This window comes from Formosa agariphila KMM 3901, assembly GCF_000723205.1.
In the GTDB taxonomy this organism is placed as follows: Bacteria; Bacteroidota; Bacteroidia; order Flavobacteriales; family Flavobacteriaceae; genus Formosa; species Formosa agariphila.
Map to the genome: position 1 here is coordinate 3,415,613 of NZ_HG315671.1, position 24,266 is coordinate 3,439,878.

At 34.8% G+C, this 24,266-nt stretch carries 40 protein-coding genes; 12 read left to right on the forward strand and 28 right to left on the reverse strand.

The genetic code is table 11. The annotated features are described in order from the left end of the window. Positions 1-54: 54 nt before the first annotated feature. The 8 genes from BN863_RS14340 to BN863_RS14375 form a co-directional block, all read right to left on the reverse strand. Positions 55-396, reverse strand: a complete 342-nt coding sequence (locus BN863_RS14340) for a hypothetical protein (RefSeq protein ID WP_038531823.1) — start codon at positions 394-396, stop codon at positions 55-57. A 4-nt stretch (positions 397-400) separates the two neighbouring features. Continuing rightward, complete coding sequence (locus BN863_RS14345; protein WP_051774848.1) at positions 401-844, reverse strand: hypothetical protein; 444 nt, start codon at positions 842-844, stop codon at positions 401-403. Positions 845-846: 2 nt separating this feature from the next. Further along, a complete protein-coding gene (locus tag BN863_RS14350; protein ID WP_051774851.1) occupies positions 847-2,079 on the reverse strand; it encodes a DUF2586 family protein in 1,233 nt (410 codons plus the stop codon). Next, positions 2,079-2,444 (reverse strand): hypothetical protein, encoded by a 366-nt coding sequence (locus BN863_RS14355; protein ID WP_038531825.1) that lies wholly within the window; start codon positions 2,442-2,444, stop codon positions 2,079-2,081. Before BN863_RS14355 ends, BN863_RS14350 begins: the two co-directional genes overlap by 1 nt. A 7-nt stretch (positions 2,445-2,451) precedes the next feature. Further along, positions 2,452-2,931 (reverse strand): hypothetical protein, encoded by a 480-nt coding sequence (locus tag BN863_RS14360; RefSeq protein ID WP_148304622.1) that lies wholly within the window; start codon positions 2,929-2,931, stop codon positions 2,452-2,454. Positions 2,932-2,933: 2 nt separating this feature from the next. Further along, entirely contained in the window at positions 2,934-3,383 is a 450-nt protein-coding gene (locus tag BN863_RS14365) for an N-acetylmuramoyl-L-alanine amidase (protein WP_038531827.1), read from the reverse strand. Between the two features lie 60 nt (positions 3,384-3,443). Next, on the reverse strand, positions 3,444-4,448 hold the full coding sequence (locus BN863_RS14370) for a hypothetical protein (protein ID WP_051774853.1): 1,005 nt from the start codon (positions 4,446-4,448) through the stop codon (positions 3,444-3,446). Positions 4,449-4,529: 81 nt separating this feature from the next. Beyond that, a complete protein-coding gene (locus BN863_RS14375; RefSeq protein ID WP_038531828.1) occupies positions 4,530-5,684 on the reverse strand; it encodes an ATP-dependent Clp protease proteolytic subunit in 1,155 nt (384 codons plus the stop codon). Positions 5,685-5,841: 157 nt separating this feature from the next. Between BN863_RS14375 and BN863_RS14380 the strand changes: the two genes are divergently transcribed. From BN863_RS14380 to BN863_RS14415, 8 genes are all read left to right on the forward strand, one after another. Further along, positions 5,842-6,381: a terminase gpP N-terminus-related DNA-binding protein gene (locus BN863_RS14380; RefSeq protein WP_038531829.1), complete on the forward strand. Its 540-nt coding sequence runs from the start codon at positions 5,842-5,844 to the stop codon at positions 6,379-6,381. Then, complete coding sequence (locus tag BN863_RS14385; RefSeq protein ID WP_038531830.1) at positions 6,378-6,641, forward strand: hypothetical protein; 264 nt, start codon at positions 6,378-6,380, stop codon at positions 6,639-6,641. The genes BN863_RS14380 and BN863_RS14385 overlap by 4 nt, the downstream gene beginning before the upstream one ends. Continuing rightward, positions 6,638-8,152, forward strand: coding sequence for a hypothetical protein (locus tag BN863_RS14390; RefSeq protein WP_051774854.1), 1,515 nt, complete (start codon positions 6,638-6,640; stop codon positions 8,150-8,152). The genes BN863_RS14385 and BN863_RS14390 overlap by 4 nt, the downstream gene beginning before the upstream one ends. Then, a complete protein-coding gene (locus BN863_RS14395; protein WP_038531831.1) occupies positions 8,149-8,568 on the forward strand; it encodes a phage protein Gp36 family protein in 420 nt (139 codons plus the stop codon). Before BN863_RS14390 ends, BN863_RS14395 begins: the two co-directional genes overlap by 4 nt. Next, positions 8,568-9,863, forward strand: a complete 1,296-nt coding sequence (locus BN863_RS14400) for a phage portal protein family protein (RefSeq protein ID WP_051774855.1) — start codon at positions 8,568-8,570, stop codon at positions 9,861-9,863. Before BN863_RS14395 ends, BN863_RS14400 begins: the two co-directional genes overlap by 1 nt. Positions 9,864-9,970: 107 nt before the next feature. Continuing rightward, positions 9,971-11,140: a phage minor head protein gene (locus BN863_RS18505; protein ID WP_262486733.1), complete on the forward strand. Its 1,170-nt coding sequence runs from the start codon at positions 9,971-9,973 to the stop codon at positions 11,138-11,140. An 86-nt stretch (positions 11,141-11,226) separates the two neighbouring features. Then, positions 11,227-11,739: a phage virion morphogenesis protein gene (locus BN863_RS18120; RefSeq protein ID WP_051774857.1), complete on the forward strand. Its 513-nt coding sequence runs from the start codon at positions 11,227-11,229 to the stop codon at positions 11,737-11,739. A 12-nt stretch (positions 11,740-11,751) separates the two neighbouring features. Continuing rightward, the gene (locus BN863_RS14415) at positions 11,752-12,264 is read left to right on the forward strand and encodes a hypothetical protein (protein ID WP_038531832.1); all 513 of its coding nucleotides are present in this window, start codon (positions 11,752-11,754) and stop codon (positions 12,262-12,264) included. Between the two features lie 96 nt (positions 12,265-12,360). On the opposite strand, the gene BN863_RS14420 is transcribed toward BN863_RS14415, so the two are convergent. From BN863_RS14420 to BN863_RS14430, 3 genes are read right to left on the reverse strand one after another with little or no spacing between them, the layout of a single operon-like run. Continuing rightward, positions 12,361-12,768, reverse strand: a complete 408-nt coding sequence (locus BN863_RS14420; RefSeq protein WP_038531833.1) for a hypothetical protein — start codon at positions 12,766-12,768, stop codon at positions 12,361-12,363. Between the two features lie 2 nt (positions 12,769-12,770). Continuing rightward, a complete protein-coding gene (locus BN863_RS14425; RefSeq protein WP_038531834.1) occupies positions 12,771-12,953 on the reverse strand; it encodes a hypothetical protein in 183 nt (60 codons plus the stop codon). Between the two features lie 47 nt (positions 12,954-13,000). Continuing rightward, positions 13,001-13,405 carry a hypothetical protein gene (locus tag BN863_RS14430; protein ID WP_038531835.1) on the reverse strand — a complete coding sequence of 135 codons (405 nt, stop codon included), beginning with the start codon at positions 13,403-13,405 and terminating at the stop codon, positions 13,001-13,003. A gap of 178 nt (positions 13,406-13,583) precedes the next feature. Here BN863_RS14430 and BN863_RS14435 point away from each other — a divergent pair, with 178 nt between their 5' ends. The 4 genes from BN863_RS14435 to BN863_RS14445 all read left to right on the forward strand — a co-directional run bounded on the left by BN863_RS14435 (position 13,584) and on the right by BN863_RS14445 (position 15,574). Continuing rightward, entirely contained in the window at positions 13,584-13,823 is a 240-nt protein-coding gene (locus BN863_RS14435; RefSeq protein ID WP_038531836.1) for a hypothetical protein, read from the forward strand. Between the two features lie 77 nt (positions 13,824-13,900). Further along, positions 13,901-14,071 carry a hypothetical protein gene (locus tag BN863_RS18510; RefSeq protein ID WP_158409025.1) on the forward strand — a complete coding sequence of 57 codons (171 nt, stop codon included), beginning with the start codon at positions 13,901-13,903 and terminating at the stop codon, positions 14,069-14,071. Positions 14,072-14,265: 194 nt separating this feature from the next. After that, positions 14,266-15,123 carry a hypothetical protein gene (locus tag BN863_RS14440; RefSeq protein WP_038531837.1) on the forward strand — a complete coding sequence of 286 codons (858 nt, stop codon included), beginning with the start codon at positions 14,266-14,268 and terminating at the stop codon, positions 15,121-15,123. Between the two features lies 1 nt (position 15,124). Continuing rightward, positions 15,125-15,574: a hypothetical protein gene (locus BN863_RS14445; RefSeq protein WP_148304623.1), complete on the forward strand. Its 450-nt coding sequence runs from the start codon at positions 15,125-15,127 to the stop codon at positions 15,572-15,574. Positions 15,575-15,601: 27 nt separating this feature from the next. On the opposite strand, the gene BN863_RS14450 is transcribed toward BN863_RS14445, so the two are convergent. From BN863_RS14450 to BN863_RS14525, 17 genes are all read right to left on the reverse strand, one after another. Beyond that, positions 15,602-15,838 carry a hypothetical protein gene (locus BN863_RS14450; protein WP_038531839.1) on the reverse strand — a complete coding sequence of 79 codons (237 nt, stop codon included), beginning with the start codon at positions 15,836-15,838 and terminating at the stop codon, positions 15,602-15,604. Between the two features lie 121 nt (positions 15,839-15,959). Then, a complete protein-coding gene (locus BN863_RS14455) occupies positions 15,960-16,196 on the reverse strand; it encodes a hypothetical protein (RefSeq protein WP_038531840.1) in 237 nt (78 codons plus the stop codon). Positions 16,197-16,224: 28 nt separating this feature from the next. Then, complete coding sequence (locus tag BN863_RS14460) at positions 16,225-16,416, reverse strand: hypothetical protein (protein ID WP_038531842.1); 192 nt, start codon at positions 16,414-16,416, stop codon at positions 16,225-16,227. Between the two features lie 176 nt (positions 16,417-16,592). Continuing rightward, positions 16,593-17,057, reverse strand: coding sequence for a hypothetical protein (locus tag BN863_RS14465; protein WP_038531844.1), 465 nt, complete (start codon positions 17,055-17,057; stop codon positions 16,593-16,595). Next, a complete protein-coding gene (locus BN863_RS14470; RefSeq protein WP_038531846.1) occupies positions 17,054-17,389 on the reverse strand; it encodes a hypothetical protein in 336 nt (111 codons plus the stop codon). Before BN863_RS14470 ends, BN863_RS14465 begins: the two co-directional genes overlap by 4 nt. Then, positions 17,364-17,573: a hypothetical protein gene (locus BN863_RS14475; protein WP_038531847.1), complete on the reverse strand. Its 210-nt coding sequence runs from the start codon at positions 17,571-17,573 to the stop codon at positions 17,364-17,366. Before BN863_RS14475 ends, BN863_RS14470 begins: the two co-directional genes overlap by 26 nt. Next, positions 17,564-17,854, reverse strand: a complete 291-nt coding sequence (locus BN863_RS14480) for a hypothetical protein (RefSeq protein ID WP_038531848.1) — start codon at positions 17,852-17,854, stop codon at positions 17,564-17,566. The genes BN863_RS14475 and BN863_RS14480 overlap by 10 nt, the downstream gene beginning before the upstream one ends. A 1-nt stretch (position 17,855) precedes the next feature. Beyond that, positions 17,856-18,107 (reverse strand): hypothetical protein, encoded by a 252-nt coding sequence (locus tag BN863_RS14485; RefSeq protein ID WP_038531849.1) that lies wholly within the window; start codon positions 18,105-18,107, stop codon positions 17,856-17,858. A 73-nt stretch (positions 18,108-18,180) separates the two neighbouring features. Next, the gene (locus BN863_RS14490; RefSeq protein WP_038531850.1) at positions 18,181-18,600 is read right to left on the reverse strand and encodes a hypothetical protein; all 420 of its coding nucleotides are present in this window, start codon (positions 18,598-18,600) and stop codon (positions 18,181-18,183) included. Continuing rightward, a complete protein-coding gene (locus tag BN863_RS18515) occupies positions 18,597-18,752 on the reverse strand; it encodes a hypothetical protein (RefSeq protein ID WP_158409027.1) in 156 nt (51 codons plus the stop codon). The genes BN863_RS14490 and BN863_RS18515 overlap by 4 nt, the downstream gene beginning before the upstream one ends. 1 nt (position 18,753) lies before the next feature. Then, positions 18,754-19,422, reverse strand: coding sequence for a hypothetical protein (locus tag BN863_RS14495; protein ID WP_148304624.1), 669 nt, complete (start codon positions 19,420-19,422; stop codon positions 18,754-18,756). 61 nt (positions 19,423-19,483) lie between these two features. Further along, a complete protein-coding gene (locus BN863_RS14500; protein ID WP_038531852.1) occupies positions 19,484-19,777 on the reverse strand; it encodes a hypothetical protein in 294 nt (97 codons plus the stop codon). Between the two features lie 154 nt (positions 19,778-19,931). Continuing rightward, complete coding sequence (locus BN863_RS14505; protein WP_038531854.1) at positions 19,932-20,297, reverse strand: hypothetical protein; 366 nt, start codon at positions 20,295-20,297, stop codon at positions 19,932-19,934. Between the two features lies 1 nt (position 20,298). Continuing rightward, positions 20,299-20,940, reverse strand: coding sequence for an AAA family ATPase (locus BN863_RS14510; RefSeq protein WP_051774858.1), 642 nt, complete (start codon positions 20,938-20,940; stop codon positions 20,299-20,301). A 12-nt stretch (positions 20,941-20,952) separates the two neighbouring features. Continuing rightward, a complete protein-coding gene (locus BN863_RS14515) occupies positions 20,953-21,810 on the reverse strand; it encodes an AAA family ATPase (protein ID WP_038531855.1) in 858 nt (285 codons plus the stop codon). Positions 21,811-21,830: 20 nt separating this feature from the next. Continuing rightward, positions 21,831-23,828, reverse strand: coding sequence for a hypothetical protein (locus BN863_RS14520; RefSeq protein WP_038531857.1), 1,998 nt, complete (start codon positions 23,826-23,828; stop codon positions 21,831-21,833). An 18-nt stretch (positions 23,829-23,846) separates the two neighbouring features. Beyond that, on the reverse strand, positions 23,847-24,047 hold the full coding sequence (locus BN863_RS14525; protein ID WP_038531858.1) for a hypothetical protein: 201 nt from the start codon (positions 24,045-24,047) through the stop codon (positions 23,847-23,849). Positions 24,048-24,266: the final 219 nt, after the last annotated feature.

The following is a 24,266-nucleotide window of genomic DNA, read 5'->3' on the forward strand; positions in this document are numbered from 1 at the left end:
TAGATATTTGTTGATGATCGTCTTCGGGTGCTTCGACCTCTAATTGGAAGAGGTCTAACGCTTTTTTACCGTTGCCTTGGCTTGCTGTTTAAGCATGTTTAGTTGCGCTAAAACTTCAATATATACTTCGCCATCTTTTTCGAGAGCTTCCATATCTCCACCTAAAACACAATTAGAAATTAATACCTTATTGGTAGCAGATACATTTTTAACAGCAGCATGTTTACCCATTGCCTCCAGTACCTGACGGTCTGGTTTACGAATTACAAAATTGACGGTTTCCCCATCTGAAGTTTCAATGGATAAATCTGAAATGCGTTTTTTTCCAAATTTTGCTTCCCACTGCAAATTCATGTCTTGTGTGATATCTGTGTATTTTTGATACTCTTGACTCATCCTTTTATATTACGTTCCACTCAATGTGCGAAACAATTAAATCTACTTTTATAGAGATTGTACCATCGTTGTTTTTTACCTCGACACCGTCGGTCATAAATTCCGCATTTCTAATACGGTCTTTTAGGATAGATCCGTCTTTACCTTCGTACTGTACGTTTACATCAAAAGGTAATATATCTTGTAATCTAGATCCTGGTGGTAAAGCTGCTTTAATAGCATTAATCTCTTCTTTGTATAAAGTAATGGAAGCTTGAGCTTCATAATTACCTTCGCCACGACCAACAGGATATTTCCCTGCACCGTAGGCATTTTCTTTTTTTGTTTCATCGGTATAACTTAATTCGGTTATACCTTCAACATCTCGAGATAACAAGTTTAGTGTAATGTTATTCCAACCAGACATCTGGCCAAACTTGTTTATAATAGTTGTAGAGGTTGTACTCATAATTATAATTTATCGGTTAATCCTAAATCTACTTCAAACTCAAACACAATAGCGTCTACAACAATATGCCCTGTTACTTTTAGCGGTGTGTCTTCGCTTAAAGTTTGTTTTGGGTTTATGTAAAACTCAAAACCACTTATTTCGTTATTGGTAATCATAACCTCCATAGCCTTATTAAGGCGTGAATTCCAATCGGAAATGGTTGTAGATTTTATATAACCAGTTAGAGCATCTTTTTTTACAATACCACGTACACGGGGAATTAAGGTTTCTCTAATAATTCGCACGGCTTTATTCCATACACGATTGTTTTCTATATAAGCGTAATCGTCTGCTTTTTCCACACAAGTAGGCGCACTGTTAAAAAATACACCACCATATCCGCTAAAGCTTCCTGCATAGATGTAGCCTGAATTAGTTAAGGCTTTTTGGTCGGCATATGATAAGGTCTCGAACGTATTCCCGTCTGATAAGTTTGAGGCTTCCCAACGGCTTGTACCATCTATAGTAAGCGGATAATCTTCGCGCCCTCTAAACCCTATAGGTTTGTTTAAAATATCTACAGAACCTAGGTTTTCGTTTACCTGTCTAACAGCTAACATGCCTAAAACAGAACCAATAGCAGCGTATTTAGTATAAGCAGCATCAATAGTCGCAACAGCTGGATCTTGAGCAATACTTACCGAAACGTTTGGTGCATTTTTAGCACGTAGGTCTGGGTAATTCGCAACGGGTGTTATTGCAGCAGCTTCACCACGCCCTTCTAATAATACATTGTCTATATATCTAAATTCTTCACGAAAATTATCTACAAACAATTGCACAGCTTCAACCTCTTCGTCAATTTCTGGAACGGCGGTTGTAGTGTTCATTATACCAATTACTTTAGCCTCTGGTACAGATCTTACCGCTGTAATAAATGCTTCAACAGCAACAACCCCTGATGGCGATAAAGTTTCGGCAACTGGAATTAAATGCAATACACCATCTGGACAATACGTAAAGAAATCTTTAATTTCATTGTAAACCAGGACACTTTCATTAGCATCGAAAGCAGCATCAATACCTAATGCTACAGCATCCTCATGCTGCAACAATTTTACAGGTTCGTAAAGTGTTACGGTTGTACCTGTAATAGGCATACACGCAGCCAATATAAAAATATTGTCTTCGTTGGGGTTGCTACGCCCTAAACCACCGTTTAACTTGTTAATATTTACACCTCTAAAACTCATTATTTATCTGCTTTTAATTCGTCTATTCGTGCGTCGTAGGCAGCTAAAACAGTTGTTCTGTTTTTACCTTCAGTTTCCTGTACAATAGCAGCTTCTACAGCTTCTATAGTTTCAATGTCTTTAGCGTTTGCAATTAAGTCTTCAGCTTTCAATGTCTTTCCTGTTTTAGTTTCTGTAGATTCTAAAACAGCATCGTTCTCAACTTCTATTACTTTGCCTTTAGCACCTGCGTGTAAATTGGCGCGGTTTTGATCTAAAAAGAATTGACCGTCTGTAGTAGCAAATAGTTTGTCTGCATCTGGATAACTTTTAAAAACACCTTGTGCTTTTTTCTGTAAGTCGGCTTTACTGTATGTTTTTTTCATGATACTATTATGATTTAATAAATGTTTTACCGAGGCTAAAAATGATAATGAGTAAAAGCACAACTCCTAAAGAAGCTAAAGCTTTCATATACCAAGGCGACTCGGTTTCTGTTATGGTTTGCGTTGTGTCTAAAGTCTCTAATTGACGAATAAGAGTCTCGATAATTGTTTCTTGAGTTTGTATAATTTTTATGTATTCGTCTACAAAACAATTTACCTCCAGTTGGTCTCCAACTTTTCTTATAGTTGATTTTAAGCGACCGTTAGGTGTTTGATTTTGAATAGGTGTTTCTGATAAGTCTTTTAATGGTACTGTAACCAATAAATACTCTGAAGGCAATCTTATAGTATCGACCTTTGGAGTGACTGTGATTTTTTTTATGGAATCGTAACGTATGGTTTTTACTATGTCCTCCGTTGGGCGTTTCGTACCCCCACAGCCACACGCCAAGGTCAATAATAAGAAAAGGCTAATACAAAATTTCATAGTTAAAGGTTCTTATACTCTAATGAAGCGTTATAAGATGGGCAGGCTTTAGACCACTCAAAAGACTCTATTGTTCCATTGCCGTTTAGGTCTTTAGACAAATCGCGATGCCCAACAATTTTGGCTTTAGGATACTTACGTCTTAAGCGTTTTAGTAACGCCAATAGGGCTGTTTTTTGTTGTGGTGTTCTGGTGTCTTCTGGTTTATTCATTCGGTTTAAACCACCAATGTAGCATACCCCAATACTGCTTTTGTTGTAATCCTTTACATGGGCTCCAATTTGCTCTTCTGGACGGCCTGTCTCTTCGCTACCATCTATATTAACTACATAATGATAACCAATACCTTTCCAACCGCGTTCTTTATGCCAACGGTCAATATCTTTAGCCGTAAAGGCTTTTCCTGCTTGAGTGGCAGAGCAATGCACAACTATGTATTTAATATCTCTCATTAAAGGAGTTTTAAAAGCAGGCTTCAGCGTTGTAAGCCTGCTAATTTGGTTTGTAATAGATTAAGCTTTACCAGAGATAATAGCTGCACTACCTTCAATACCGTAGGCTACTATAATATGATACACTTGGAAACCAACTGTGTTTTCTCTGTTTTCTGGATCTAGTTCTGCTGGTCTCGCAAAACGTGTTACTGTTCCTGCAGCTTTAGCTGTAGAACCTTTATGGAATACTACAGAAGATTTACGTCCAATAGTTACAGAACCGTAAGCTAACTTAGCTAATGTGGTATCGTCGTATTCTGGAGTTGTAGAATCTTCATAGATTTTAAATCCATAGTAACGCCCACTAATTACACCCTCTGTTTGGTTGTGGTATTGCGTATAGAATTTTCTATCCTCTTCTAATAAATCAGACACGTGATCGTCGCATAAGATTAAGATTCTACCTTTTTTATTAATACCCTTTTTGTTCATCTTAGCTTGTAAAGTTCTCAAGTCTTTAGTGGTTAACTTTAAACGTCCAGTTCCGTCATTTTCTCCAGTTGTTTCTAAAACAAATTGATTTTCGGCCTCATCGTTTTCTTGAGGTGCTAATCCCCAAATACCGTACTCCATAGTTTCATCTTCTAGAGTTTCGCGGTGCTGCATTTGTACATCACTTGTTTTTTCGTATGGTAATGCGTAAAGTTCATCTTTAGTAACGATGGTGTTTTCTGTGTCAAACTTGTTTAAAGACACCACTACGTGGCTATCGTCTCTACCATTCTTTACAATTGGGTAATTGGTATTGTTTATTAATACTGCAGGTGCTGCACCACGTTTAGGAATTTTAATGGTGTCGTTGTTTACCCAACTTTGTTTAGATCTAATTTCAGACGCCCACGTGTGTTCGTGGCGTAACTGCTTAATCATTTCCTTTTCTGCTAATTGATTTTTAACAGGTAAGGCTACTGTGGTTACAGCAAAAGATACAGCACCGCCAGACGATCCTGTAAAAGCGTGACCAACTACAGTCACTAAAAGAATAGCAACGATTGCTAATACAAATTTTGAAATATTTTTCATGGTTTAAATAGGTTTTAAATGATGTTTAATTAGGTTAATAATCCTCGATTTTGAACGTATATATTTATAGGTAATTGGGGTTTATTGTTTACTGAAGTAAGCCGCTTCTAAGGCTTCAGCTTCTTTTGGTTTTTCTGCTTTTAATTTTTCGTAGGCTTCAGGATCATTATCTAAATAATCTTCTAAAGTCCAATTGGCTTTAACAGATGCACTACCTGTAGTACTTTCTTCTCCTTTAAGCTGTGCGCTTAATTTTTCTTTAGAAGGCATTGCAGCAATAACCTTTTCGGTTGCATCAAAATTAGCTTTAGCCAAATCAGTATAATGTGGAGCTTCATCTGCAGAAAACTTCTTTTCAGAAATCCCTTTATTTACTAAGGCTTCTACTTTTGTATTGGCTTCAGTTTCGGCCTTGTCTTTATCGGCTTCTGCTTGAGAGCGTTGTTTTAAAGCGTCAACTTTCATAGCGCGCTTAGCTGCCTCGATTTGTTCATCGGTAGCATTGGAATCAAGCCCTAAAAAGGCAATCAATTCATCTTTATCCATAATATTAGTTTTAGATTTATGTTCGGTTTTCCCTTGAGTTTCGGATTGTACTTCTGGAATTATAGGCGCACCACAGGCAACTAAAGACATCACATCGGTATCTGTAAAGGCTTCTACTTCGCCTTCAATAGCATCAACAAAACCTTCTTTAAGCAGTTCATCTGCATTCATCCAGTAGTCACCAGAATCCCATAAGGCTTTAATTTGTTTTACCGTTTTTCCTGTTTTATTAGCATAGGCTTTAGCATAATCTTCTGTAATGTTTTCACCCAATTTTAAAGTACTTCTCACTTCCTTAACATTACCCTTTACACTTAAAATAGGCATATGTATCATACCTTGAGTATTGGCTTTTACAGTGGTGTGGTAATGCGATGTTAGATAAGTAAATGCAGATGCCATTAAAGCATGTACTTTAATTTGTACGGTATCGTATTTGTCAAAAAGAGCTTTCATGTCGTTAGTGGCAAATACAGAACCACCTTCACTGCTACCTTCTATAATTGCATCTTTTACACCAGCGGCTATAGAGTTTTCTACCTCGCGTCTTAAAATACTTTCCTGGTCTGCACTCCAAGACCAAATGCGACCAACTATATTAAAGTAAGCCACATTGTTATTAACAGCCGCTTCTATGCTGCCAACTTGTTTCTTGCCTTCTGTAAAGGCTATAATTTTATTCCATTTCACAAGGCAAAAATGCAGCAGATTAGACCCTCAAAAAAATTGGCATTCTGATTCGGTAACTTTTGAGTACCGATTCGGTAAGATTTGGTTACCGATTCAGAATAAGAAATTTAATAAGCCATGCCACTGTTAGATATTTGCCCTGTAATACGAATGTAAAATGGCAAAAGATAAAGAGCGCGGCATTGCTAGAATTTGGTATGTAGACCAAGGCAAAACAGCTAAAGAGATTGCAAGTAAATTAAAACTAACAGAGCTTACTGTTGGGGCTTGGGTAAAAAAATACGGATGGAAAGAGGAGCGTAATGCTCGAGAAAACTCTGTAGACAAACGTGTCGATAACATTAAAAGTGTGATTGATGATATTACAGAAGATCGCAGTTCTGCTCGTATTCGATTAAACGAGTTAAAGGCTGAATTAAAAGAAGCTCTTAAAGCCAAAGATGAAGACGAAATTCAGCTAAACAAAGACATGATTTCCGACATAAAAAAGGAAATTGTTGGTTACGATGATGCCATAAGCAAATGGAACAAAACCTTAGAAAACTTCGATAAGGAAAACAAAGTTTCATTGTCTAGTTACTTGTATGTTATGGACGAAATTTTTAAGGATCTGCAAAGTTACGATCGTAGTATTTACATGACAACTCTAGACTTTCAAGAACAACACATTAACAAAGTAAGCATACAAATAGGATGATAAAAAAATTATTAAGCCTGCTTTGGAATGGAGCAGAACCAAGACAATATTTTATAGAAGTTGGTGTCTATTTTCTAAAAAAAGGAGTTGGCTATGAGGTTGGCCAAATTATAAGAGAAAAGAAAATTAACCATATAAAAGGCAAAAGCTTAAAGGTTTGGGTGGTTAAAGATATTACGTATAGTTTACGACATAATAAGGTTGATAGTGTACTTGAAACGCAATTAATTAACGAGAATAACAAATACAGGCTGGATTGAAAAGGGACGATAAATTAGCATTAGAACGCTATAAAAAGCGGTTAGAATTTGCGCGAAGTGCAGGCGAAGTCAATCCTTTTGAGACTACACAGGAACAAAAGAATAGGATTGCACGTTGTAAATCGTCTTACGAATCTATGTGTACCGAATACTTTCCTCACTATGCAACTTCAAAACCTGCAGCCAGTCATTTAGAATCGGCAAACTACATACTAAAGCACAAAACAGGTAAAAAGTTTGACGAGATGCCTCGTGGTTTTGGTAAATCTGTTATGGACAATGTGCTTATTCCAATATGGCTTTGGATGAATGACCAAGCTCATTATATGGTTGTTGTAACAGTAAGTAAAGACCGTGCTTCAGAATTGCTAGAAGACATACGAGCTGAGTTTGAAGGTAATCCCAAAATTATACATGATTTTGGTGAGCAATACAATATTGGACAATGGGAAAAAGGGTTCTTTATTACTAAAAGTGGGTTTGTTGGTAAGGCTCTTGGTGCAGGTCAATCTGTAAGAGGATTACGTGTAAAAAGTAGACGTCCAGATTACATAGTGGTCGATGATTTAGAGACTAAAGAAACGATTAAAAACCCAAAACGACAAGATGATTTAGTAAAGTGGATTGAGCGTGACCTTATCCCGACTATGGATGGGGATATACGTCGTTTTACTTATGCAAATAACCGTTTTGCTCCTGTAATGATTCAAACTAAATTACAGGAACGCCATCCAAAATGGAAAGTGATTCACGTTAAAGCTTACGACCCTATAACCTATAAACCTACATGGCCTGAGAAATACTCAGACACGTATTACAAGGAGTTGGAATCTGAAATTGGAACATTAGCGTGTCAAGCTGAATATTTACAAATACCCCATGTAGAAGGTGCTATCTTTAAACAAGAACACATACAGTGGTCGCCATTACCAAAGCTTAATCAATATAAAATAATTGTTGGAACTTGGGATGTTGCATATTCTGGGAAGTCTACAGGAGATTATAATGCTATAGCTGTACAAGGCTTATGGAATAAAAATTTTTATGTTATAGACACTTTTGTAAAGCAATGTAAAATGCGCGATGCTGTTGCCTACATGTGCGATTTTCAAAAGCGATTACCAAAAACTGTTATTGTGCATTGGCGTTTTGAAGCTCAGTTCTGGAACGACGAAGTAGAACGTATTATTAAAGAAACCGAAACCGCTTTTGGTATTAAACTAAACATTGTAAAGTTTACTGTGCCTAAAGTTAAAAAGTACGACCGTGTGTTAACCCTGCATCCGTATTACCAAAATAGTCGCATTTTCTACAACGAAAATTTAAAAAGCCACAACGATACTCAAGTAGGTATTGCGCAATTACTAGGTATAGAACCCAACTATAAAACGCACGACGATTTTCCAGATACACACCAACAAGGAATCGCATTTTTAGAACCTTACAACCAACCTAATACAGGGCTTAATTACCACCAAGGCAAAATGCGCCCTAAAAACGAACGGATATGATTTATATTACTCAAGACGATTTAAAAACCGAGAGTTTCGAGCGGTTTATTACCGAAAGCACAAGCGACTTTCCTACGGTAATAGACAAAGCCGAAGAGAAAAGCATTGGCATTGCCAAAACTCTTTTAAAAGGGCGTTATGATGTGGTTCTTATTTTCGATGAAACAACTCCTGTACGTGATGAATTTTTAGTTGAAATTATTACAAAACTTACCACTTGTAAAATATTTGGACGTAATGCAGCTAGAAAACTACCTACCGACCTAAAAGACGATTACGATTGGGCAATGAAACAACTCGAGAAAATAAACGCAGGACGTTTGGTGTTAGATCTTCCATTAATAACCTCCAGTTCTGGGGCTCCAACCAGCGACACCATTTGGGGCAATAACACCAACAAAAACTTTTACATCTAATGAAAATACCACCTTTTTTATACAACCCCATTGCTAAGTATGTATTACGTAATACAGACGAACGTGTGTTACGTGTTGTAGCCGAAACAAAATCGGGTAACAAACGTATATCAGATCTAACAACAAAAGAATCTATTAGTATGCAGGCTCAAACCCTCGAACAATGGAAAATGGCATTGTTGTTAGCTAGTGATCCTGAAGAACCAAGTCGTGCAGAATTAGACAAACTGTATAAAAATTTACGTTTAGACAATCATTTGGTGTCTCAGTTTGAAAATCGTACAGAACCAGTACAAGGCTCAGATTTTAAATTTGTAGATGCAAACGGTAAAGAAAACGAAGATGCTAAATCCCTATTTGAGGCGCAATGGTTTATCGAGTTTGTTGGTATTTGTATGAGTTCTAAATGGGAAGGCACTAAAGTAATAGAACTTTACGATCTGGACGACAATATGTTTTTAAAAGACGTGGTAGAAATACCATTAAGTCACATTGTACCTAGTAAAGGTTTAATTTTAAAAGAGGCAGGAGGCACAGAAGGTTGGAACTATAAAGAAGGTGTTTATGCAGATATGTATATTCAAGTAGGCAAAGATAATTTCTTAGGGATGTTAGCCCAACTAGCTCCAATTGTGCTTGCTAAAAAACTGGGGGTTGGGAGTTGGTTAGATTATATAGAAAAATATGGTGTGCCTTCCATTTTCGCGATTACCGATCGTGAAGACCAGGAACGTTTAGACCAATTGTATGAAGCTTTATTAAATTTCAAGTCCAACAACTTTATGGTTGGGCGAGGACAAGAGAAATTCGAGATTGGTAAAGACACAGGAACAGACGCCTATAATACTTTCGATAGACTTATTGAGCGTGCAAATAGTGAAATGAGCAAACGTATTGTTGGTGCTACAGGTACGAGCGACGAAAAGAGTCACGTAGGAGCAGCACAAGTACATGCCGATATTTTAGGCACCAAGCATAAGCTAGACAAGTTCTTTATAAAAGTTATAATTAACAATCAACTTATACCAAGACTGGTTAAGTTATCGCCTGCTTATGCATCTTTAGCTCATTTAAAATTTGAATGGGACGACACCGAAAGTTTAACCTTAAAAGAACTTTTACAAGCCATTAAAGATTTAAGTAGTTTTTACGAATTCGATATTAAAGAACTAGAAAACCGTACAGGGCTACCAATTACTGGCATTAAACAAACTTCAACTGAACCTCCTACAGTTCCAGTTCCAGACCCAGAGCCAGAGCCAGAACCAACGACTAAAAAAAAAAGCCTAAAGTAAATGCTATAGCACAAATAGAGGCGTATTATGCAGCACCTAAATGTAGTCATGTATTACCCGATCCAGTAGCAGTAAATTTAAATCCGTGGAATAAGGTAATAAACAGAATTGCAAAAGAGCTACATACAGGTAAACTTAAACCGTCGGATTTAGACCAGGAACTTGTACAAAAAACATACGACACTCTAAATGGTGGTGTCGCTGAAGGTTATGGTGCACGTTACCACCAATACAGCGAGCAAAACAGTGCTACAGTACAACGTTTACAACAAAATCTTTACCAGTTTTCTGCGGCTAAAACCTACCAGCAATTAGCAGAATACAATAGCTTTTTAACCGATGAAAACGGCAAAGAACGATCGTTTAACGATTTTAAAAAACTGGTATTAGACAAACACCCGAAGTACAATAAAAACTACCTGCAGGCAGAATACCAAACGGCAAAAGCGTCTGGACAAATGGCGGCTAAATGGCAGGGGTTTCAGCGTAACAAAACACGATATCCGTATTTAAAATATAAAACTGTTGGAGACGAACACGTACGCGACGACCATGCAGGTTTAGACGGTTTTATTGCTCATATAGATGATCCTATTTGGGATAGAATATACCCACCAAACGATTGGAGATGCCGTTGTTATGTAGTGCAAACTAACCAAGCTCCAGAAGACGATGCCGTACCAGACTTAAAGTTTATGAAACCTGCCTTTAGTGTAAATGTTGGTAAAACAGGCGTGGTGTTTAACGATCAAGCACACCCGTATTTTATAATCCCGAAAAAAGACGAAAAACGCATGCAAGTCGCTTTTGAAAGTATGAAGTTGCGTTTGGCCTATGGTAAAGCAAAATACACTTCGCCAACGGGCAGCAAAATATTTGTACACCCGTTTGCAGATCCAGTAGACTTGTACGACAATTACTCGAATGCGGTTTTAATTTCAAATACGCTTAAACTCAATGTAAAATTAAGACCTCATATTGATGGTGCCGTGTTACTGAATACGAAAAATCCCGAGTATCTAATTAATAATAAAACTGGTGAGCGCAAAGCTCCAGAAGGACTAAACTTTAGAAACGTGTTACGTAAAGCGGTTAAACAAGGTAGCGAGGTTGTTGTTATTGATTTAGTTGATAATCCAAACCCTTATAAAAATGTGAAAGCCGTATTAACACAGCAATTAAGCAGACAAGATAGATTTCCATCAATCAAGGAAATTATTTTAATATCTAAAGACCGTAAAACAATAGAAAGCATTAAACGAAGTGCCGTAAAATAACAAAAGCAACCCGAAGGCTGCTTTGGTGTGAATGCACATTCTTGATGTTACTCGCGAACTTCGTCACATTACAAAGATACAAAAAAATGAATACCATAAACCAAATGCCCGATTTTATGGCTATGGCCGAACAACTAAAGCTCGACCTCCAGAGTGATGCCGAAATTATGGGTACAGATTTTATTCATAACAATTTTTATAAAGAAGGATGGCACGGATCAAGTTTTGAAGCTTGGGAGCAAAAAAAACAAAGTAACAGTTATCAATTACTTCGTGTAACAAACTATTTATTTAACTCTATCCAAGTAGCCTCTAGTACTACTGAGCGTGTAATATGGGAAGCCGATGCACCATATGCACAAATACACAATGAAGGTGGGGTTTTAAATATACCAATAACAGAACGCTCAAGAAAATTCTTTTGGTTTATGTTTAAAGCAACTGGAGAGGAAAAATGGAAATGGATGGCACTAACAAAAAATGAACGTTTTACTGTAAAAATAGATAAACGACAATTTATGGGAGACTCCGAGATCTTTACTTCAGATTGGGAAGCCCATGCAATAAACGAAATTATAACACGATTTAAACACCTTTAAAATACCATTAAAATGCAAGACTGGAAATCACTTTATAAAGAACACGCAACCTTATTAACAGATAAAGCAACTGCGGTTCGGTGGATAGATTTATGGCATAACCAAGTCAATTTTTTAACCACGGAACATCCATTCCCAACACCTGCAGTATTTTTAAGTTATAGAACATTAAGCACTGTAGACGTTAGTAATAAGGTGCAAAATGTACGTGTACAAGTAGATGTGTACTTGTATTACGAAACATTTGCAGACACATATAGAGATTCATTTAACCAGGATAGTGCGTTAAATTTTATAGACCTTATGGATACGATAAACGCAGCCTTTCATGGTTCTGAAGGCGAAAACTACAGCAGCATGCGTAGATTAGGTTTTGCTCCTGTAGATACAGGTAATGCAGGCAATTTATACAGAATAAGTTATGAGTGCACTTTAATGGATTATTCTGCTGTGAAAGCTTACGACGATCACGAAATTAAAGATTTGGCAATTGAGCAAAACGATACACCTTACGATGTATCTTAACACAAAAAAACCTCACTAAAATTAGTGAGGTTTTTTACAACGTTCAAAATTGTATGGTGTTCTTAACACTTTAGAGTGCTAATATAGTCTTTTTTATCAAACTTCTGAATGACTGCCTTTTGTTAGGTATTCTAATTTAGCAGAGATATAATGTGCTAATTTATAATTTTTGTCGTCTACAGCTCGTTTTAAATCGGCTTCTAAATCGGTAATTGCAATAGGTTCTAAATAAGTATTTGGTCTTAATTTTTCAAGTTCTATTTCTGTTTCATTAAGTTCTACAGTTAAAAAACTATCATCTACGTTAAACTTAAATGGTATAAGTCCTAAATAGAATTGAATATCTATCTCCTCGTTGTCGTAATCTGAAGCAAAAGCTTTTAAAGATGTCCAATGTTGCTTACCATTAAAAGTTTCGATAGTACCTTTCTCTGTACAGAAAAAAGAAAAGGCATGTAAGCCATTATTCGTAATGTCACTACCTAAATCTATAAATTGTTTCATAATTAAACGCGTTGAAAAATAATGTCTTCTATGGTTTTAACTTCTCGAAAAAAAGCACTTGCAAGTTTATGACGAATCCACTCGTCTGAAAACTTTTGCACACCGTATTCTTTTACATTGGTTAGGCGTTCGTGTTCCTTGCGTATGGTGTCGTAAAATTGGTTGGTTGTGTTTTTGGCGGCCATTACACAAATTAAATATAAACCCTCCAATTTACCAAAAGCAGTTTTTATTAGTTGACCGCGTATTTTAAACCAGTCTCATATTTTTGTTTGGATTCCAAAAGCATATTTTTTTGAGACGGATCAAAATTTTCTATAGGCATAAACGAATTGGCTTGAGCAAACAATGCATTAGCTTTTGCTAAAATAGGATCTACTAATGTCTGATCTACTTGATACACTTGATATGCAGCTTCAAAATAATGATCGGCTAATAGATATAAAGCTGAAGCTTTAGCCTTATTACATTTGGCTTCTGGATTAGTTGTACACAGTTTTTCTATCTGTTTAAGTCCTGTTCGTAAATCTTCAGTAGAAGATTGTGGTTGTATGTATTGTTTAAAAACATCGGTTAAGCTTTGCGAGTGCAATGAAGCTGTAAACAATAAAACGGCTATTATTAAGAGTTGTCTCATGAGTTTAATTTTTCTAAAAATAACAAAGCCTACTATAAAATAGCAAGCTTTGTAAAAATATTGGTTGTAATAAAGGTTTTAGCCTGTAAAGTGTAAGTTTCAATTCATGTAAATGAGTTGTCCTTTTATGTAATACTCCTTTGTTTTACATTTAAATTTAATTTAAAAATATATTATTATGTTAAACATTAGTTTTATTCAAACAGACACAGAAAAAGAGTTATTCAAATTTAAATTGAAAGCTGTTCCTAGACGCAAAGAGTTTATTATTTATGATGATTTACAATACATAGTAGATTATGTATTCTATAGTCCAGGACAATTAATTAGGGTATTAATTAGTCCTACAGATACTTCATTTTTTAAAACGGAAACATCTAAGAGAATTCCTTTTTCGGATCCTATTGTGGTAGTCTAAAATTAAGCATGGATTTCATGTCTTAAACAATTTCAACAGTTAGTTTTAGGTTTGGAACTAATTTAAACTTATTAATTATGTTAGTATCTTATTACACTATTGAAAGTGGAGATTTGTTTATGTCTTGGGCTAGCAGCTTACCTAAATTGAACGAGGTTATACTGAGCAAAGACATGAAATACATTGTTAAAGATGTGAAATTTGGTTTTAATGTATATTACATTTTAGTAGAAAGAAAATACATTTAAACTAAAAATGGTAACGACTTTTTTGTCGTTACCATAGCTTTAAAAAAAAGGTATATACTTATCTACTTTAAATCGTTTTGAGGTTATCTAGCTTTTATTTGCTACTAAATAATTAACATTTGAAAATTAGTTTTACTAAATTGTCAACCATTTTTATCTTTCAATTTAAATTAAACTAATTTAACCTCTAATAAATGGAAAACAAATTAATAAATTTTCACATCTTCAGGTACCATCTTCTACCTCTAAATAAAAAAAATCAACAAGTTGAAATGTTCGAAAATTCAGACTTATCATTTGAAGAAATTAAAGAAAGAAAAAACGAATTTTTTGGAAATATTTTAAATGAACTAATTTCTTACAAGAATAAGAATCATCCATTAAAATTAGAACATCATGAAGGCACAAAATATATCTTCAAGATAGCAAATAAAAAGACTACTAAAATCACCCAAAACTTCAAAAATCAGATAATAGCCAATGAACCTTTCTCTTATGTTATTTTTGATAACGACCCAACAGTTCAAAAGATAGCAATAAGTGATAACAACGAAGCTTTCTCTTCACCGATTGTAGTTAAAAATAATTTAGGGAAAATTTTTAGAAAAGGACTTGAAAAATATGGTTTAAACATTGAAATAGAACAACTTTTTGACAAAAAAGGGTTCTGGGAGTATGTAAATGAACATAAAAAAGAAATTACTTATATTAATTTTCAGTTCATAAAACCTAATTTAGCAAATATATCTAGAAGTCTTCCAGAAGCTTTTAAAGATTTTGCAAATAAAACTAATAGCCACGATAGCCATATAACAATTAAGGCACCTGAAAAAGGTACTTTAGAAAATATTAGCCAAAAAAATCAAGATATTGCAGGATTAGTTGATTATACCTCCAATGGAGCTGGTAGTATTAAATTAAAAGTAAAGGGAGTAAGAACTCAATTAAAAACTGAGGACAATCCTAAAATAATACAGATGAGAGAAATAGATGAGGTCGAAATTGAAGGTTCTCCGGAAGCAGTAACTAAATTCTATAAAACATTAATGTAATTTGAAGTTAATAAAAAACATATCTTTTTATATAATAATTGGAATTCTAATTTGCACATTAGGCAATATGTTAGAGTCTAAATCTTTATTCAAGTATTTACAAGATAACATTATAGGATTACTTCTAACTCTTCTTGCAATAAATACTGCGACTCTTGGACTTATAGCATCAAAAATTCAAGATATTCTTATCCCGTATCCATCACTAGATTTTTCCGATGTGATTAAAGAGATGAAAATGTCTCTCTTAGAGCAGATTATTCTAATTATTGTAAGTATTGCCACTTTATTAGTTAAAGACAGCGCTATATTGGAATTTAAGTTAAAGGATTCTTTTTGTGAAGTAATTTTAGTTGCAGTACTAACTTATTCGATTTATATCTTATGGGACACAGGCAAGGCTGTGTTTATTACTATTGAAGAAATTCAAAATATGAACAAAAAAAAATAGGCTAGTAAGATACCAGCCTATTTTATACTACAATAACAAACGGTTAATACGTGTCCTAAACGATTCAGCATCTTCTAGAGAATAATTGTCTAGCCATTCAATTGCATTACTCATATTACGAGCATTTGACTTTATACTCACTGAAATTCCTTTAATATTTGTTCTTGTTAGCATATCGTAGACATCATTATCTACGCTATAATCTATAGTCAACAATACTTGTTCGTTATTTCTTAATTCAATTAGTTTTGCAAATCTTGTCATTTTAAAATGGGTTTAAATGTTTTTCAATACTATAAGTATTACTATTAATAGCAGTATTATTACTGGCAATGGGTTGGGGTCTGGATGGCGTCCTAAATATGGATCGTCTAACCATTCGCGATCATGCATATTCGTCTGTTTTATCGGTTACTTCAACATCTTCAAACGTATCGTCTATACCGTACATATCAGCCATGTCAATTAAACCTTCTATTTCGTGAAACAATTCATAATTGTCTCCACTGTAAACATCTTCTACGCCTAAATTTTTTAGTCGTTCAAATTGTTCCTCAGTAACTTCAATTTGTTGGTTGAAATACATTTTAATCGAGCCTTTTATTTTTATGGTTTTACTCATTTCTATTAGTGTTATTTCAAGATTTTGTTTACTCAATTATTGAAACGAATGATTTTACAATACACCGTTTTTCTCCCGATGGTTTATTTATATCTGATGCTAGTAAATACCAATCTCCTCTATCTACGACCTTAAAAGAAGCACCTTTCTTTCCAAAGCACCACACCCCGATGGGAGGTTCTTCTATAATTAGAACAATTAATGTTTTATCCTTACTCATTTTTATTAGTGTTAAAGGTTATATTTTAAATTATTAGCTATTAAGCTTATTCTGTTTTACAAACACCTCCACATTGTTTGCATATGTAAAGTGATTTGTCTTGTGTTTTGTGGGCTTGTATGGTTTTATAAGTGCCTGCATTACAGCAGGCACTTTTGTATTTGGTTTTCGTCATTTTAATGAATACTAGCGTGGTTATCTTCCCAGTAACGTTTAGATAAATATCTATGTGGGTTCGTTTTTGCGACACCTTTTCTAGCTAAATAATTATCGTAAGTTTTTATATAGGCAATGGCGTCTATCTTATCTTTTTTAGACATTTTGCTCCAGAACTTCTGAGTGTCTATTTTTTTTAGCTTATGGCCATAAGCATCCCAAAATGTGTCGAAAGTTAAATCGGGTTCTCCAATGGTAACTTTCATAAGGGTTTTTAGTTCCTTATTATTTATCCAAATAGTTTTCATTAAAGTTTCACTGGCTGGAAAATTAGAGTTATTAAATAACCATTTCATTTGGTTGCCTGTTAAGTCACCGTCTATAATTTTAAACGATCGTAAACGTCCGTTTAAATCGTATTTAAACTCCCATAAAAAGCCTTTAACAAGCCCTTGCACGGTATAGGTGGTATAAATCTCTGTCATTGTAATTTTTGGTCTAATACGTTAATTAAACTTTGTACGAGGTTTTTAGAATAGTCGCTACTGCAGGTATAAATAAGGTCGGTTGCAATGGCTTTTAAAGCCCAAGCTTCGTAATATTTTAAAGTGACACTTATTTTCTTTTTCTGGTCGAAAAGCGTCGCCTTCTTTTTTTGGGTTTTTACTTTTTTATCGAACTTATCTGCTAATTCAAACCCAATGCTTTTATGTACATTTTCTAGTGTTTTATTGCCATAACTTACTACATATACATATTGTAAAATGGCGTGGGTTGCTAACAGAGTATCGTTACTTAGTTTCAGTTCTATCTTCATCTTTATTGTATTGTTTTACAAAACGAAGCATTTGTTGTGGGGTTGGCTTTGATGTGCCGCCAACATTGTTTGGAGAAATAACTTCGTAAAAGAAATGGGTTAATAAATTAAGGTCACGGGTGTTTTGTTGGTTAAGCCTGTTTAATGTGGCTTCAGGTATTTTTCTAGCGGGTTTTAAAGGCATTCTGTACGTTCTTTTATTGGGGTTCCACAATCGTCGCAAATTGTTTGTATCGTTTCGCAGGTTACAGTAGAGTTTATTATAACATCTGTCTTTTCGCCTAGGTGTTTACAAAAGGACTCTGGGAGTTTTGGCCTAGATTCTGGTGCTAGATCTGTATAAAACTCGTTGTTGTAACTAAATGGGTCTAGATCGTCTAGACTGAAACGGTATTTTAATATAAATAGACCAAAAAGGGCTAAGCCTAAAAGAATAGCCCCTATGGCTAACACAAAATTTAGCATACTATTGTACTGGGGTTTGGTTAAAGTAAACAGGCTTTTTTTCTTCGAATTTTGCGGTTGATATCACTATAAAGGAGCGCGATTTACCATTTAATGGAGACATGAAATACTTATAGAGTCCTGGTTTATTTTTAACAGGTAATCTTCTCTCTACCATAACACCCGTAGCATTGCCTTTAGGATCGTTAATGGTTTTTGCGGTTTTACAGTTAAATGCTGTTAATACAGCAAGTAGTACAATTAATTTTTTCATAATTTTGATGTGAATTTTAAGAATTAAACTTGTTTTAAGGTTTATCCGCGTTATTGGCGTAACGCGGTTTTTTTTAATACGATTTTGAGATCATGCTTTCTAGAGCCGCAATAGTTTTAGAAACTTCTTGAGGTTGCATATCTAATAAAGGTTTCTTAACAGGAGCTTTAGTTTGAAGCCAACCACCAAAGGTGTTCATATTGGCGTAGTAACGCCCTTGAGTGTCATTATACCATTGCCAGCCTAATTGCATGCACAAGCTTAAAATATTAAGATGTGCACGCGAGTTTACGTTAAACAAACACCAACGGTTTTGTACTGCTGTACCACCAAGTTGTGATATAATTTGATTGGCTTGATAAAATGAAAGATCGTTAGTACTGCGTTTACTAGCATCTTTAGTTTGATGTTCTACTAGCTCAGCTTTAAAATCTTTATCGCCTTTAGTAAGTATTGCAATAATTTGTTTTTGTTTAGCGTCTGCTTTAATCATGACATTAGGCTTTTAATATACTTTTGAAAGGCTTTTTGTTCGGCTTGAGTAAGTTCTACTCGAGCGATCCAGTTGTTGTCGCTATCACGTTCTACAATTTTATTGTTTACAAATAGCTGGTCTTCGTTTAGTGGAGAAATAATAACAGACATACTATACAGAGAATCTAAAGCTTAATTTTTTGCTAATACCATCGACCTCTATAAACTTCCAACCACTTACATACATGCTGTTTTGAACGCGTATTTGAGCGTTAAAAATTATATCTAGACCATCGTCGAAACGCTCATCGTCAAACTCATCTCTTAATTTGCTTAACTCTATAATTTTACTTGGATTTAGCATTCCTGTTTTAGGGTTTTCTTTTAAAAAGATGTCGACCATCTTAGCTAGTTTCTTAGTTTTATCGTCTGCAGTTTCATCTAATAGTGATTTAATAAAATCTTTAATCTTTTTTACTCCAGAAGCTTCTGTACCATCAAAATTTATACTTACGTTATGGCCTATGGTAATACTTGCAGAACCATCTGATAAAGTAGAAGTATGGCTGTCTTGAGGTTCGTGTCCATACACTTCATTTTTTATAGATTTTACAGGAGCATAATCTTCAAAAAGTTTCTGAATAATAATTCCTGTTACATCATTATGGTGTATTAAACCATCTATATTGCGGTTTACAAAGTCGTATGTAAGCTCCTTATAGGCTTTGCGATCTTCTTTTATTTTTTGCTTTTCGGCTTTAGCGTCTTTAGCTAGTTGCTTCATTAATTCTGCTTTTTCTGAAGCTGTTAATTTTTTTAGGTCTAAGGTTTCTGTACTCATTTTACTATTTGAATTTGATGTTATTATTATGGGGTTTACGACTTCTATGTTTAAAATATTTTTACACATGGTCTTTGGGGTTAAATTTTTTCCAAAACAGCCCGTCTAAATATTCTAACTCTCGATCGCTGTTATATCTTAATTCTGGGCGTTGCCAGTTGTTATTAATAATGGTTTCACTTAGTTGCATAATGTGCGATGACGCTGTAGATACTATAGCTTCGTCTATTACATTTTTACTGTTGGTTACAATTTCACGGTGTAACCAATACCGACATGCAATAGATAAGTGTTGTATTATAGCATCGAACGCAAGGATATTAAGTAGGTGATTTGTGTATTGTGTTCTGGTCATGCTTTAATAGTTTTTAGACTTGGGTTTTGTTCCAGCTCTACGAGCTTATTAATAAAATGCTTAATGCGGTTTTCTAGGTTAATTCGTTTAGAGTTTGGTAATAATGGGTTATCTAGTTCTAGTTTTAGGGCTTTTACTTTATTATTAAGTCCAGTTAGGGTGTATGCTTGCATTCTTTTTTTAATGGCTTTAAATCGTTTTTAATCTTGTTAATTAATACAGATGGATAGAATCCTTCAATTGCTTCAGGGTAAGTAGACAGGAAATCTAAATAAACAATAGCGTCTTGAATCTTTGCGTCTAGATAAGGCTTGCAGTCGTTTTTAAAAGCCTTTTCTACAAGACCTAACCATTGTTGGCAATACCAGCTATACAGGGCTTTAGATGTTGTTAAGGCTTGTAATGGCACACCTAATTCTGAATACAAACTACACCACTTAAAAAAGCAGCTAAACCTGTAATCGTCATAAGACCTGTAGTCTATTTTTAAAATTTGAGTAATTAGCGGATTTGTTTCCATATTATAGTTTTAAATCGTCCCAGTATTTTTGTGCGCCTTTTTCCCAAATGGTGTAAGGCTTGGTTATTGTACCTCTAGAGGCGCGACTACGAGAAAAGGCTTTAAAACCCTCGACATCTAGTTTTATATCGGCATCGTATTCTATGCGTTTGGCTAAAGCTCCTACTGCATTTTTACCGTCTACATGGCTATTTATAATAAATACTATGTTGGGGTTTTCTGCTTGCATATCTTTATATTCCTGAAGGGTCATAAATGCATATTGTATGGAGTCTATAACAACAAACCTGATGCCTCTACTTTTTTGAAGACGTATTCTCATTTCATCAATAGGTTCGCGGTGTAGCAACTTTATTTTATTACGTGTTGCTTTGTCCAGATTGAGTTCTACAAAGGCATCTTGCATACTTTTACGTGCGCCCTCTTCAAGCGAGTTATAAATAACTTTACCATATTTGGTAAGCTCTTTTATAAGCTGAAGCATGAAGGTGGTTTTACCGTGTCCAGATTTTCCTTTTAAGAACCATGTGCCGTTAGCTTCTGGTCTTCCTATTAATTCTCTAAGTCGTCCTGTTAGAGGTATTTCAATGAACTTTTTCTTTAGTAATTCGTCAACTGAAACTGCTTTTTTCAATTTTTTCAATTGCAGTAGGTTTTAGGCAGTTTTTTTAAATTGCTTTTTTTGTTTGAGTTTATATTTTTCAATGTCACGACGTACACGTCTTAAATCGTCTTCGCAGTTTTGGTATATAAAATCTATTTCGTCGGGGGCGGTTATACCATTAGCGTTACATATTAAATCCACATCGTTATAACTAATAGGATCTAGCTTTATGAACTTTCTACCAATTCGGCTGTACAATTCTGCATAACCTATTTTGTTTCGGTTTACACCTTTATCTATTCTAATCTCCAAAGCTTCTACACCGCTAATAACAAAACCACAATGGCCATTTAGATCGTTATAGAAATCCATAAATAAATCAAGCTGTGGGTCTTTTAACTTGTCAAACTGATCTATAATTAATAGCGGATTGTTAAGTGATTTTAAATGCTTTATAAAGCGATTAATTAGTTCTTCTGTAGTACCTAAAGAATTTAATCCTGCACTTATAAGTAATTGACGGATATAAGATTTTTTAGTCCAGTAGTTTTTGCACTCCACGTAAATAACGTTTTCATGTATGCGTTCAAAATCAGTATAAGCATGAGTTTTACCCTTTCCTGCAGTATCACTAATAGCTATACTCACACTGGTATCTTTAGCCGTTTTTACTAAATCGTAAACAAGATTATAGTTTGATGTTTTGGCGGTAACCCAGTTAGGATCTATGCGTAAGGTGACTTGAATTTTACGCCACATAGCATCGCTAATTAATGCCCAGTTGTGGTTAATGATTTGACTAATTAAGGCCGTAGAAACGCCTGCTTGATTAGCGATTTGCTTCTGGCTTATCTTTCTTGATAAGCGTGTAAGCTCGTTGGCAATTTGTGATTTTTGTTCTTGATTCATTGACTTGAAAAAAATTGGTTCTACATTCTATCTATAAAAGATTCGGCTTCAACCTCGTTGCGCAACTGTTTTGGTAGTTTACCTCCGAATTTCATTTTTAACTCTTGATCGCTTATTAGTTTTTCTGGTGTAATACCAGTTTCGCGTTGTATTCTCTTAATTTTTGATTGGGCAGCCGCCTCTTCAATTTTACGTACTTCATAATCTTTAGCCCATTGTTCTTTATCGCCTTCTTGCATTAATACTGGTACTTGCTGTTGTTTGCGCACAGGTTGTGCATCGGCTACAAATTGTTTATCTCCATCTGGAAGTTTTAAGTACAGACTTACATAATTGTCTAACTGGTCTGGGTCGTACTTCACAAAGAATTTTTTGTTTACCCATTGCTCTCTAAACCTTAAATCGATATCGCCATTCACGTTGTAAACCTCGAAGTGGTATTTGGTTTTTGCTATTTCTACACGTAAACCATCAGCTCTGTAAGTAATTGGTTCTGGGGTATAGCACCAGAATAAATCTATCATATCTAGATAGTTTACAGGTTCGTGTAGTAACGGCTCTTGGTTATAAACTTGACTTCTTGTAAGACCTTCTTTTTTAAATTTTGGATGAGTAGAATTATTCCATTCATTAACACATAATTTCCATGCTTTTAAAAGTTCTTCTTTCTTAGGAAGTTTGTGTTTGTTCTCTAAAATAAAATCCATGTTGGGTTTATTCTTTTCAGTACGAACCGTAATAGATTGTTTGTCACTAAACCACCAACCGTTAATTACTTGCTGTTGTAGACGGTTAAAAATACCTTCTACAGGCGAGCTGTGTTCGTAAGCTGCATGCTTATAATGTAAACCGCCTTTTTTTGCTACCATCTTACCGTATAATTCTTGCATGCGAGTAGAGGTATGTCCTGACTGACCATCGTAAGTGAATAAGAATGGTCTAGACTGCGATTCTTGGAAAGCCATTTTAACTGCTGTAAAGTGATCTATATGGTTTTCAGTTTCACTAAAGCTCCAGCCTATTATTTTTTCGCTATAAACATCTACTACAGGGTCTATCTTAAATTTAGCAGCTGCACCAAGATCATTATCATAATAGTGCATCCAATCAATCTTAGAGCCATCAATCGCCCAATATGCATTAGGGAACCATTGTTCTTTATCTCTAACTAATTTGTGACCATATTTGTTTTTGTATTCGTTTAAATCACGAGAAACCAACCATACCTTTTCCTGTTCTGGTTCATACAGCCATTTGTAGATTGCCGATTCTGAAAGATCGCACCAGCCTCTTTTTTCGGCTTCTCGCATATAAAGCGTATGCAATACAGGTACAACAATTTTATTAGGCATAGAGTAGGTTGCAATTAACCATTTAGCATTTTCGCCTTTAATTTTTTGAGCAGCTTTGTTTCCTGCATTCTTATGTACAAGAAAGTCATAACCCTCATCTATATAGCCTTGTGCTTTTCTATCTAAGGCGCGAACGTTTGATGGTAAATTATGAGGATACTTTTTAGTTTGTGTGTTTGGGTAACATTCTGTTTTAAGATCATTAATAATACTAGACAACTTTTTCTTTAAAGCACCTTTTTTAGATTTTTTACGTTGTGCTTTTATTTTGATTTCATAATTATTAATTGTGGTGTTGTATAAGTTTAAAATTTCGGCTTCACAGATGTATTGAGCTTGCTTCTTGTCTGAAATACCACGACCATCTTCGTAGTTGTAGGTTTTAAAAAACACAATAGCATCGTCGTCTGTAGCTAATTGATTAGTGAAGGTTTCGCGATTGTCTTTTAAGTACGGATTACCAAACGTGCGAATAATTAAGTTCTTTAAGTCTTCAGGTATGGAGTCAAATTCTATTAAACCAGTTCTACCACGACCTTTAGTTCTTACTTTGTTTAGTTTACCACGTTGTACCCATTTCTGAAAATTATCATAGCTTAAAATAGATAGGCTATCATAAAAGACTTCTTGGTCTACACAAATGATGTTTAAATAATTCTCGTACATATTAATTCGAAACTTTTGTTAATCTATCTGATTGTATTTTTCAATTATTTCTCTAGCGGCTTGATGAATATTTTGAGCCTTTTCGTTTGTTGGCTCATTTTCTAATTTCAAAATCCTTGATACATAAGTTGATGTGCAATCAAATTTTTTAGCTAATGCAGATGCGTTCACCATTTTTATTTCTTCAGGGTTTAGTGCAATAAATTTTTTTGAGTACATTAGTTCAAATATTTGAACAAATATTACAAACAATTTTGAGAAAACCAAACTATTTTGAGAAATAACACAACTTTTTTTGAGAGAATGATGCAGTTAGCCAGTACTAAAGGCATCAAGAACGCCCAGAAGTTAAGCGAATACTTAGAGTATAAGTCCCCCGAAAAGCTTTATAGGCTTGAAAGAAACTCAGATGCAAAGCCTTCGTTTGCTATTTTACAA

Bases quoted from the DNA above. Each gene is read 5' to 3' on its own strand.
- BN863_RS14340 (WP_038531823.1), bottom strand. From the start codon at position 396: ATGAGTCAAGAGTATCAAAAATACACAGATATCACACAAGACATGAAT.
- BN863_RS14345 (WP_051774848.1), bottom strand. From the start codon at position 844: ATGAGTACAACCTCTACAACTATTATAAACAAGTTTGGCCAGATGTCT.
- BN863_RS14350 (WP_051774851.1), bottom strand. From the start codon at position 2,079: ATGAGTTTTAGAGGTGTAAATATTAACAAGTTAAACGGTGGTTTAGGG.
- BN863_RS14355 (WP_038531825.1), bottom strand. From the start codon at position 2,444: ATGAAAAAAACATACAGTAAAGCCGACTTACAGAAAAAAGCACAAGGT.
- BN863_RS14360 (WP_148304622.1), bottom strand. From the start codon at position 2,931: ATGAAATTTTGTATTAGCCTTTTCTTATTATTGACCTTGGCGTGTGGC.
- BN863_RS14365 (WP_038531827.1), bottom strand. From the start codon at position 3,383: ATGAGAGATATTAAATACATAGTTGTGCATTGCTCTGCCACTCAAGCA.
- BN863_RS14370 (WP_051774853.1), bottom strand. From the start codon at position 4,448: ATGAAAAATATTTCAAAATTTGTATTAGCAATCGTTGCTATTCTTTTA.
- BN863_RS14380 (WP_038531829.1), top strand. From the start codon at position 5,842: ATGGCAAAAGATAAAGAGCGCGGCATTGCTAGAATTTGGTATGTAGAC.
- BN863_RS14385 (WP_038531830.1), top strand. From the start codon at position 6,378: ATGATAAAAAAATTATTAAGCCTGCTTTGGAATGGAGCAGAACCAAGA.
- BN863_RS14395 (WP_038531831.1), top strand. From the start codon at position 8,149: ATGATTTATATTACTCAAGACGATTTAAAAACCGAGAGTTTCGAGCGG.
- BN863_RS14400 (WP_051774855.1), top strand. From the start codon at position 8,568: ATGAAAATACCACCTTTTTTATACAACCCCATTGCTAAGTATGTATTA.
- BN863_RS18120 (WP_051774857.1), top strand. From the start codon at position 11,227: ATGAATACCATAAACCAAATGCCCGATTTTATGGCTATGGCCGAACAA.
- BN863_RS14415 (WP_038531832.1), top strand. From the start codon at position 11,752: ATGCAAGACTGGAAATCACTTTATAAAGAACACGCAACCTTATTAACA.
- BN863_RS14420 (WP_038531833.1), bottom strand. From the start codon at position 12,768: ATGAAACAATTTATAGATTTAGGTAGTGACATTACGAATAATGGCTTA.
- BN863_RS14425 (WP_038531834.1), bottom strand. From the start codon at position 12,953: ATGGCCGCCAAAAACACAACCAACCAATTTTACGACACCATACGCAAG.
- BN863_RS14430 (WP_038531835.1), bottom strand. From the start codon at position 13,405: ATGAGACAACTCTTAATAATAGCCGTTTTATTGTTTACAGCTTCATTG.
- BN863_RS14435 (WP_038531836.1), top strand. From the start codon at position 13,584: ATGTTAAACATTAGTTTTATTCAAACAGACACAGAAAAAGAGTTATTC.
- BN863_RS18510 (WP_158409025.1), top strand. From the start codon at position 13,901: ATGTTAGTATCTTATTACACTATTGAAAGTGGAGATTTGTTTATGTCT.
- BN863_RS14440 (WP_038531837.1), top strand. From the start codon at position 14,266: ATGGAAAACAAATTAATAAATTTTCACATCTTCAGGTACCATCTTCTA.
- BN863_RS14450 (WP_038531839.1), bottom strand. From the start codon at position 15,838: ATGACAAGATTTGCAAAACTAATTGAATTAAGAAATAACGAACAAGTA.
- BN863_RS14455 (WP_038531840.1), bottom strand. From the start codon at position 16,196: ATGAGTAAAACCATAAAAATAAAAGGCTCGATTAAAATGTATTTCAAC.
- BN863_RS14460 (WP_038531842.1), bottom strand. From the start codon at position 16,416: ATGAGTAAGGATAAAACATTAATTGTTCTAATTATAGAAGAACCTCCC.
- BN863_RS14465 (WP_038531844.1), bottom strand. From the start codon at position 17,057: ATGACAGAGATTTATACCACCTATACCGTGCAAGGGCTTGTTAAAGGC.
- BN863_RS14470 (WP_038531846.1), bottom strand. From the start codon at position 17,389: ATGAAGATAGAACTGAAACTAAGTAACGATACTCTGTTAGCAACCCAC.
- BN863_RS14475 (WP_038531847.1), bottom strand. From the start codon at position 17,573: ATGCCTTTAAAACCCGCTAGAAAAATACCTGAAGCCACATTAAACAGG.
- BN863_RS14480 (WP_038531848.1), bottom strand. From the start codon at position 17,854: ATGCTAAATTTTGTGTTAGCCATAGGGGCTATTCTTTTAGGCTTAGCC.
- BN863_RS14485 (WP_038531849.1), bottom strand. From the start codon at position 18,107: ATGAAAAAATTAATTGTACTACTTGCTGTATTAACAGCATTTAACTGT.
- BN863_RS14490 (WP_038531850.1), bottom strand. From the start codon at position 18,600: ATGATTAAAGCAGACGCTAAACAAAAACAAATTATTGCAATACTTACT.
- BN863_RS18515 (WP_158409027.1), bottom strand. From the start codon at position 18,752: ATGTCTGTTATTATTTCTCCACTAAACGAAGACCAGCTATTTGTAAAC.
- BN863_RS14495 (WP_148304624.1), bottom strand. From the start codon at position 19,422: ATGAGTACAGAAACCTTAGACCTAAAAAAATTAACAGCTTCAGAAAAA.
- BN863_RS14500 (WP_038531852.1), bottom strand. From the start codon at position 19,777: ATGACCAGAACACAATACACAAATCACCTACTTAATATCCTTGCGTTC.
- BN863_RS14505 (WP_038531854.1), bottom strand. From the start codon at position 20,297: ATGGAAACAAATCCGCTAATTACTCAAATTTTAAAAATAGACTACAGG.
- BN863_RS14515 (WP_038531855.1), bottom strand. From the start codon at position 21,810: ATGAATCAAGAACAAAAATCACAAATTGCCAACGAGCTTACACGCTTA.
- BN863_RS14520 (WP_038531857.1), bottom strand. From the start codon at position 23,828: ATGTACGAGAATTATTTAAACATCATTTGTGTAGACCAAGAAGTCTTT.
- BN863_RS14525 (WP_038531858.1), bottom strand. From the start codon at position 24,047: ATGTACTCAAAAAAATTTATTGCACTAAACCCTGAAGAAATAAAAATG.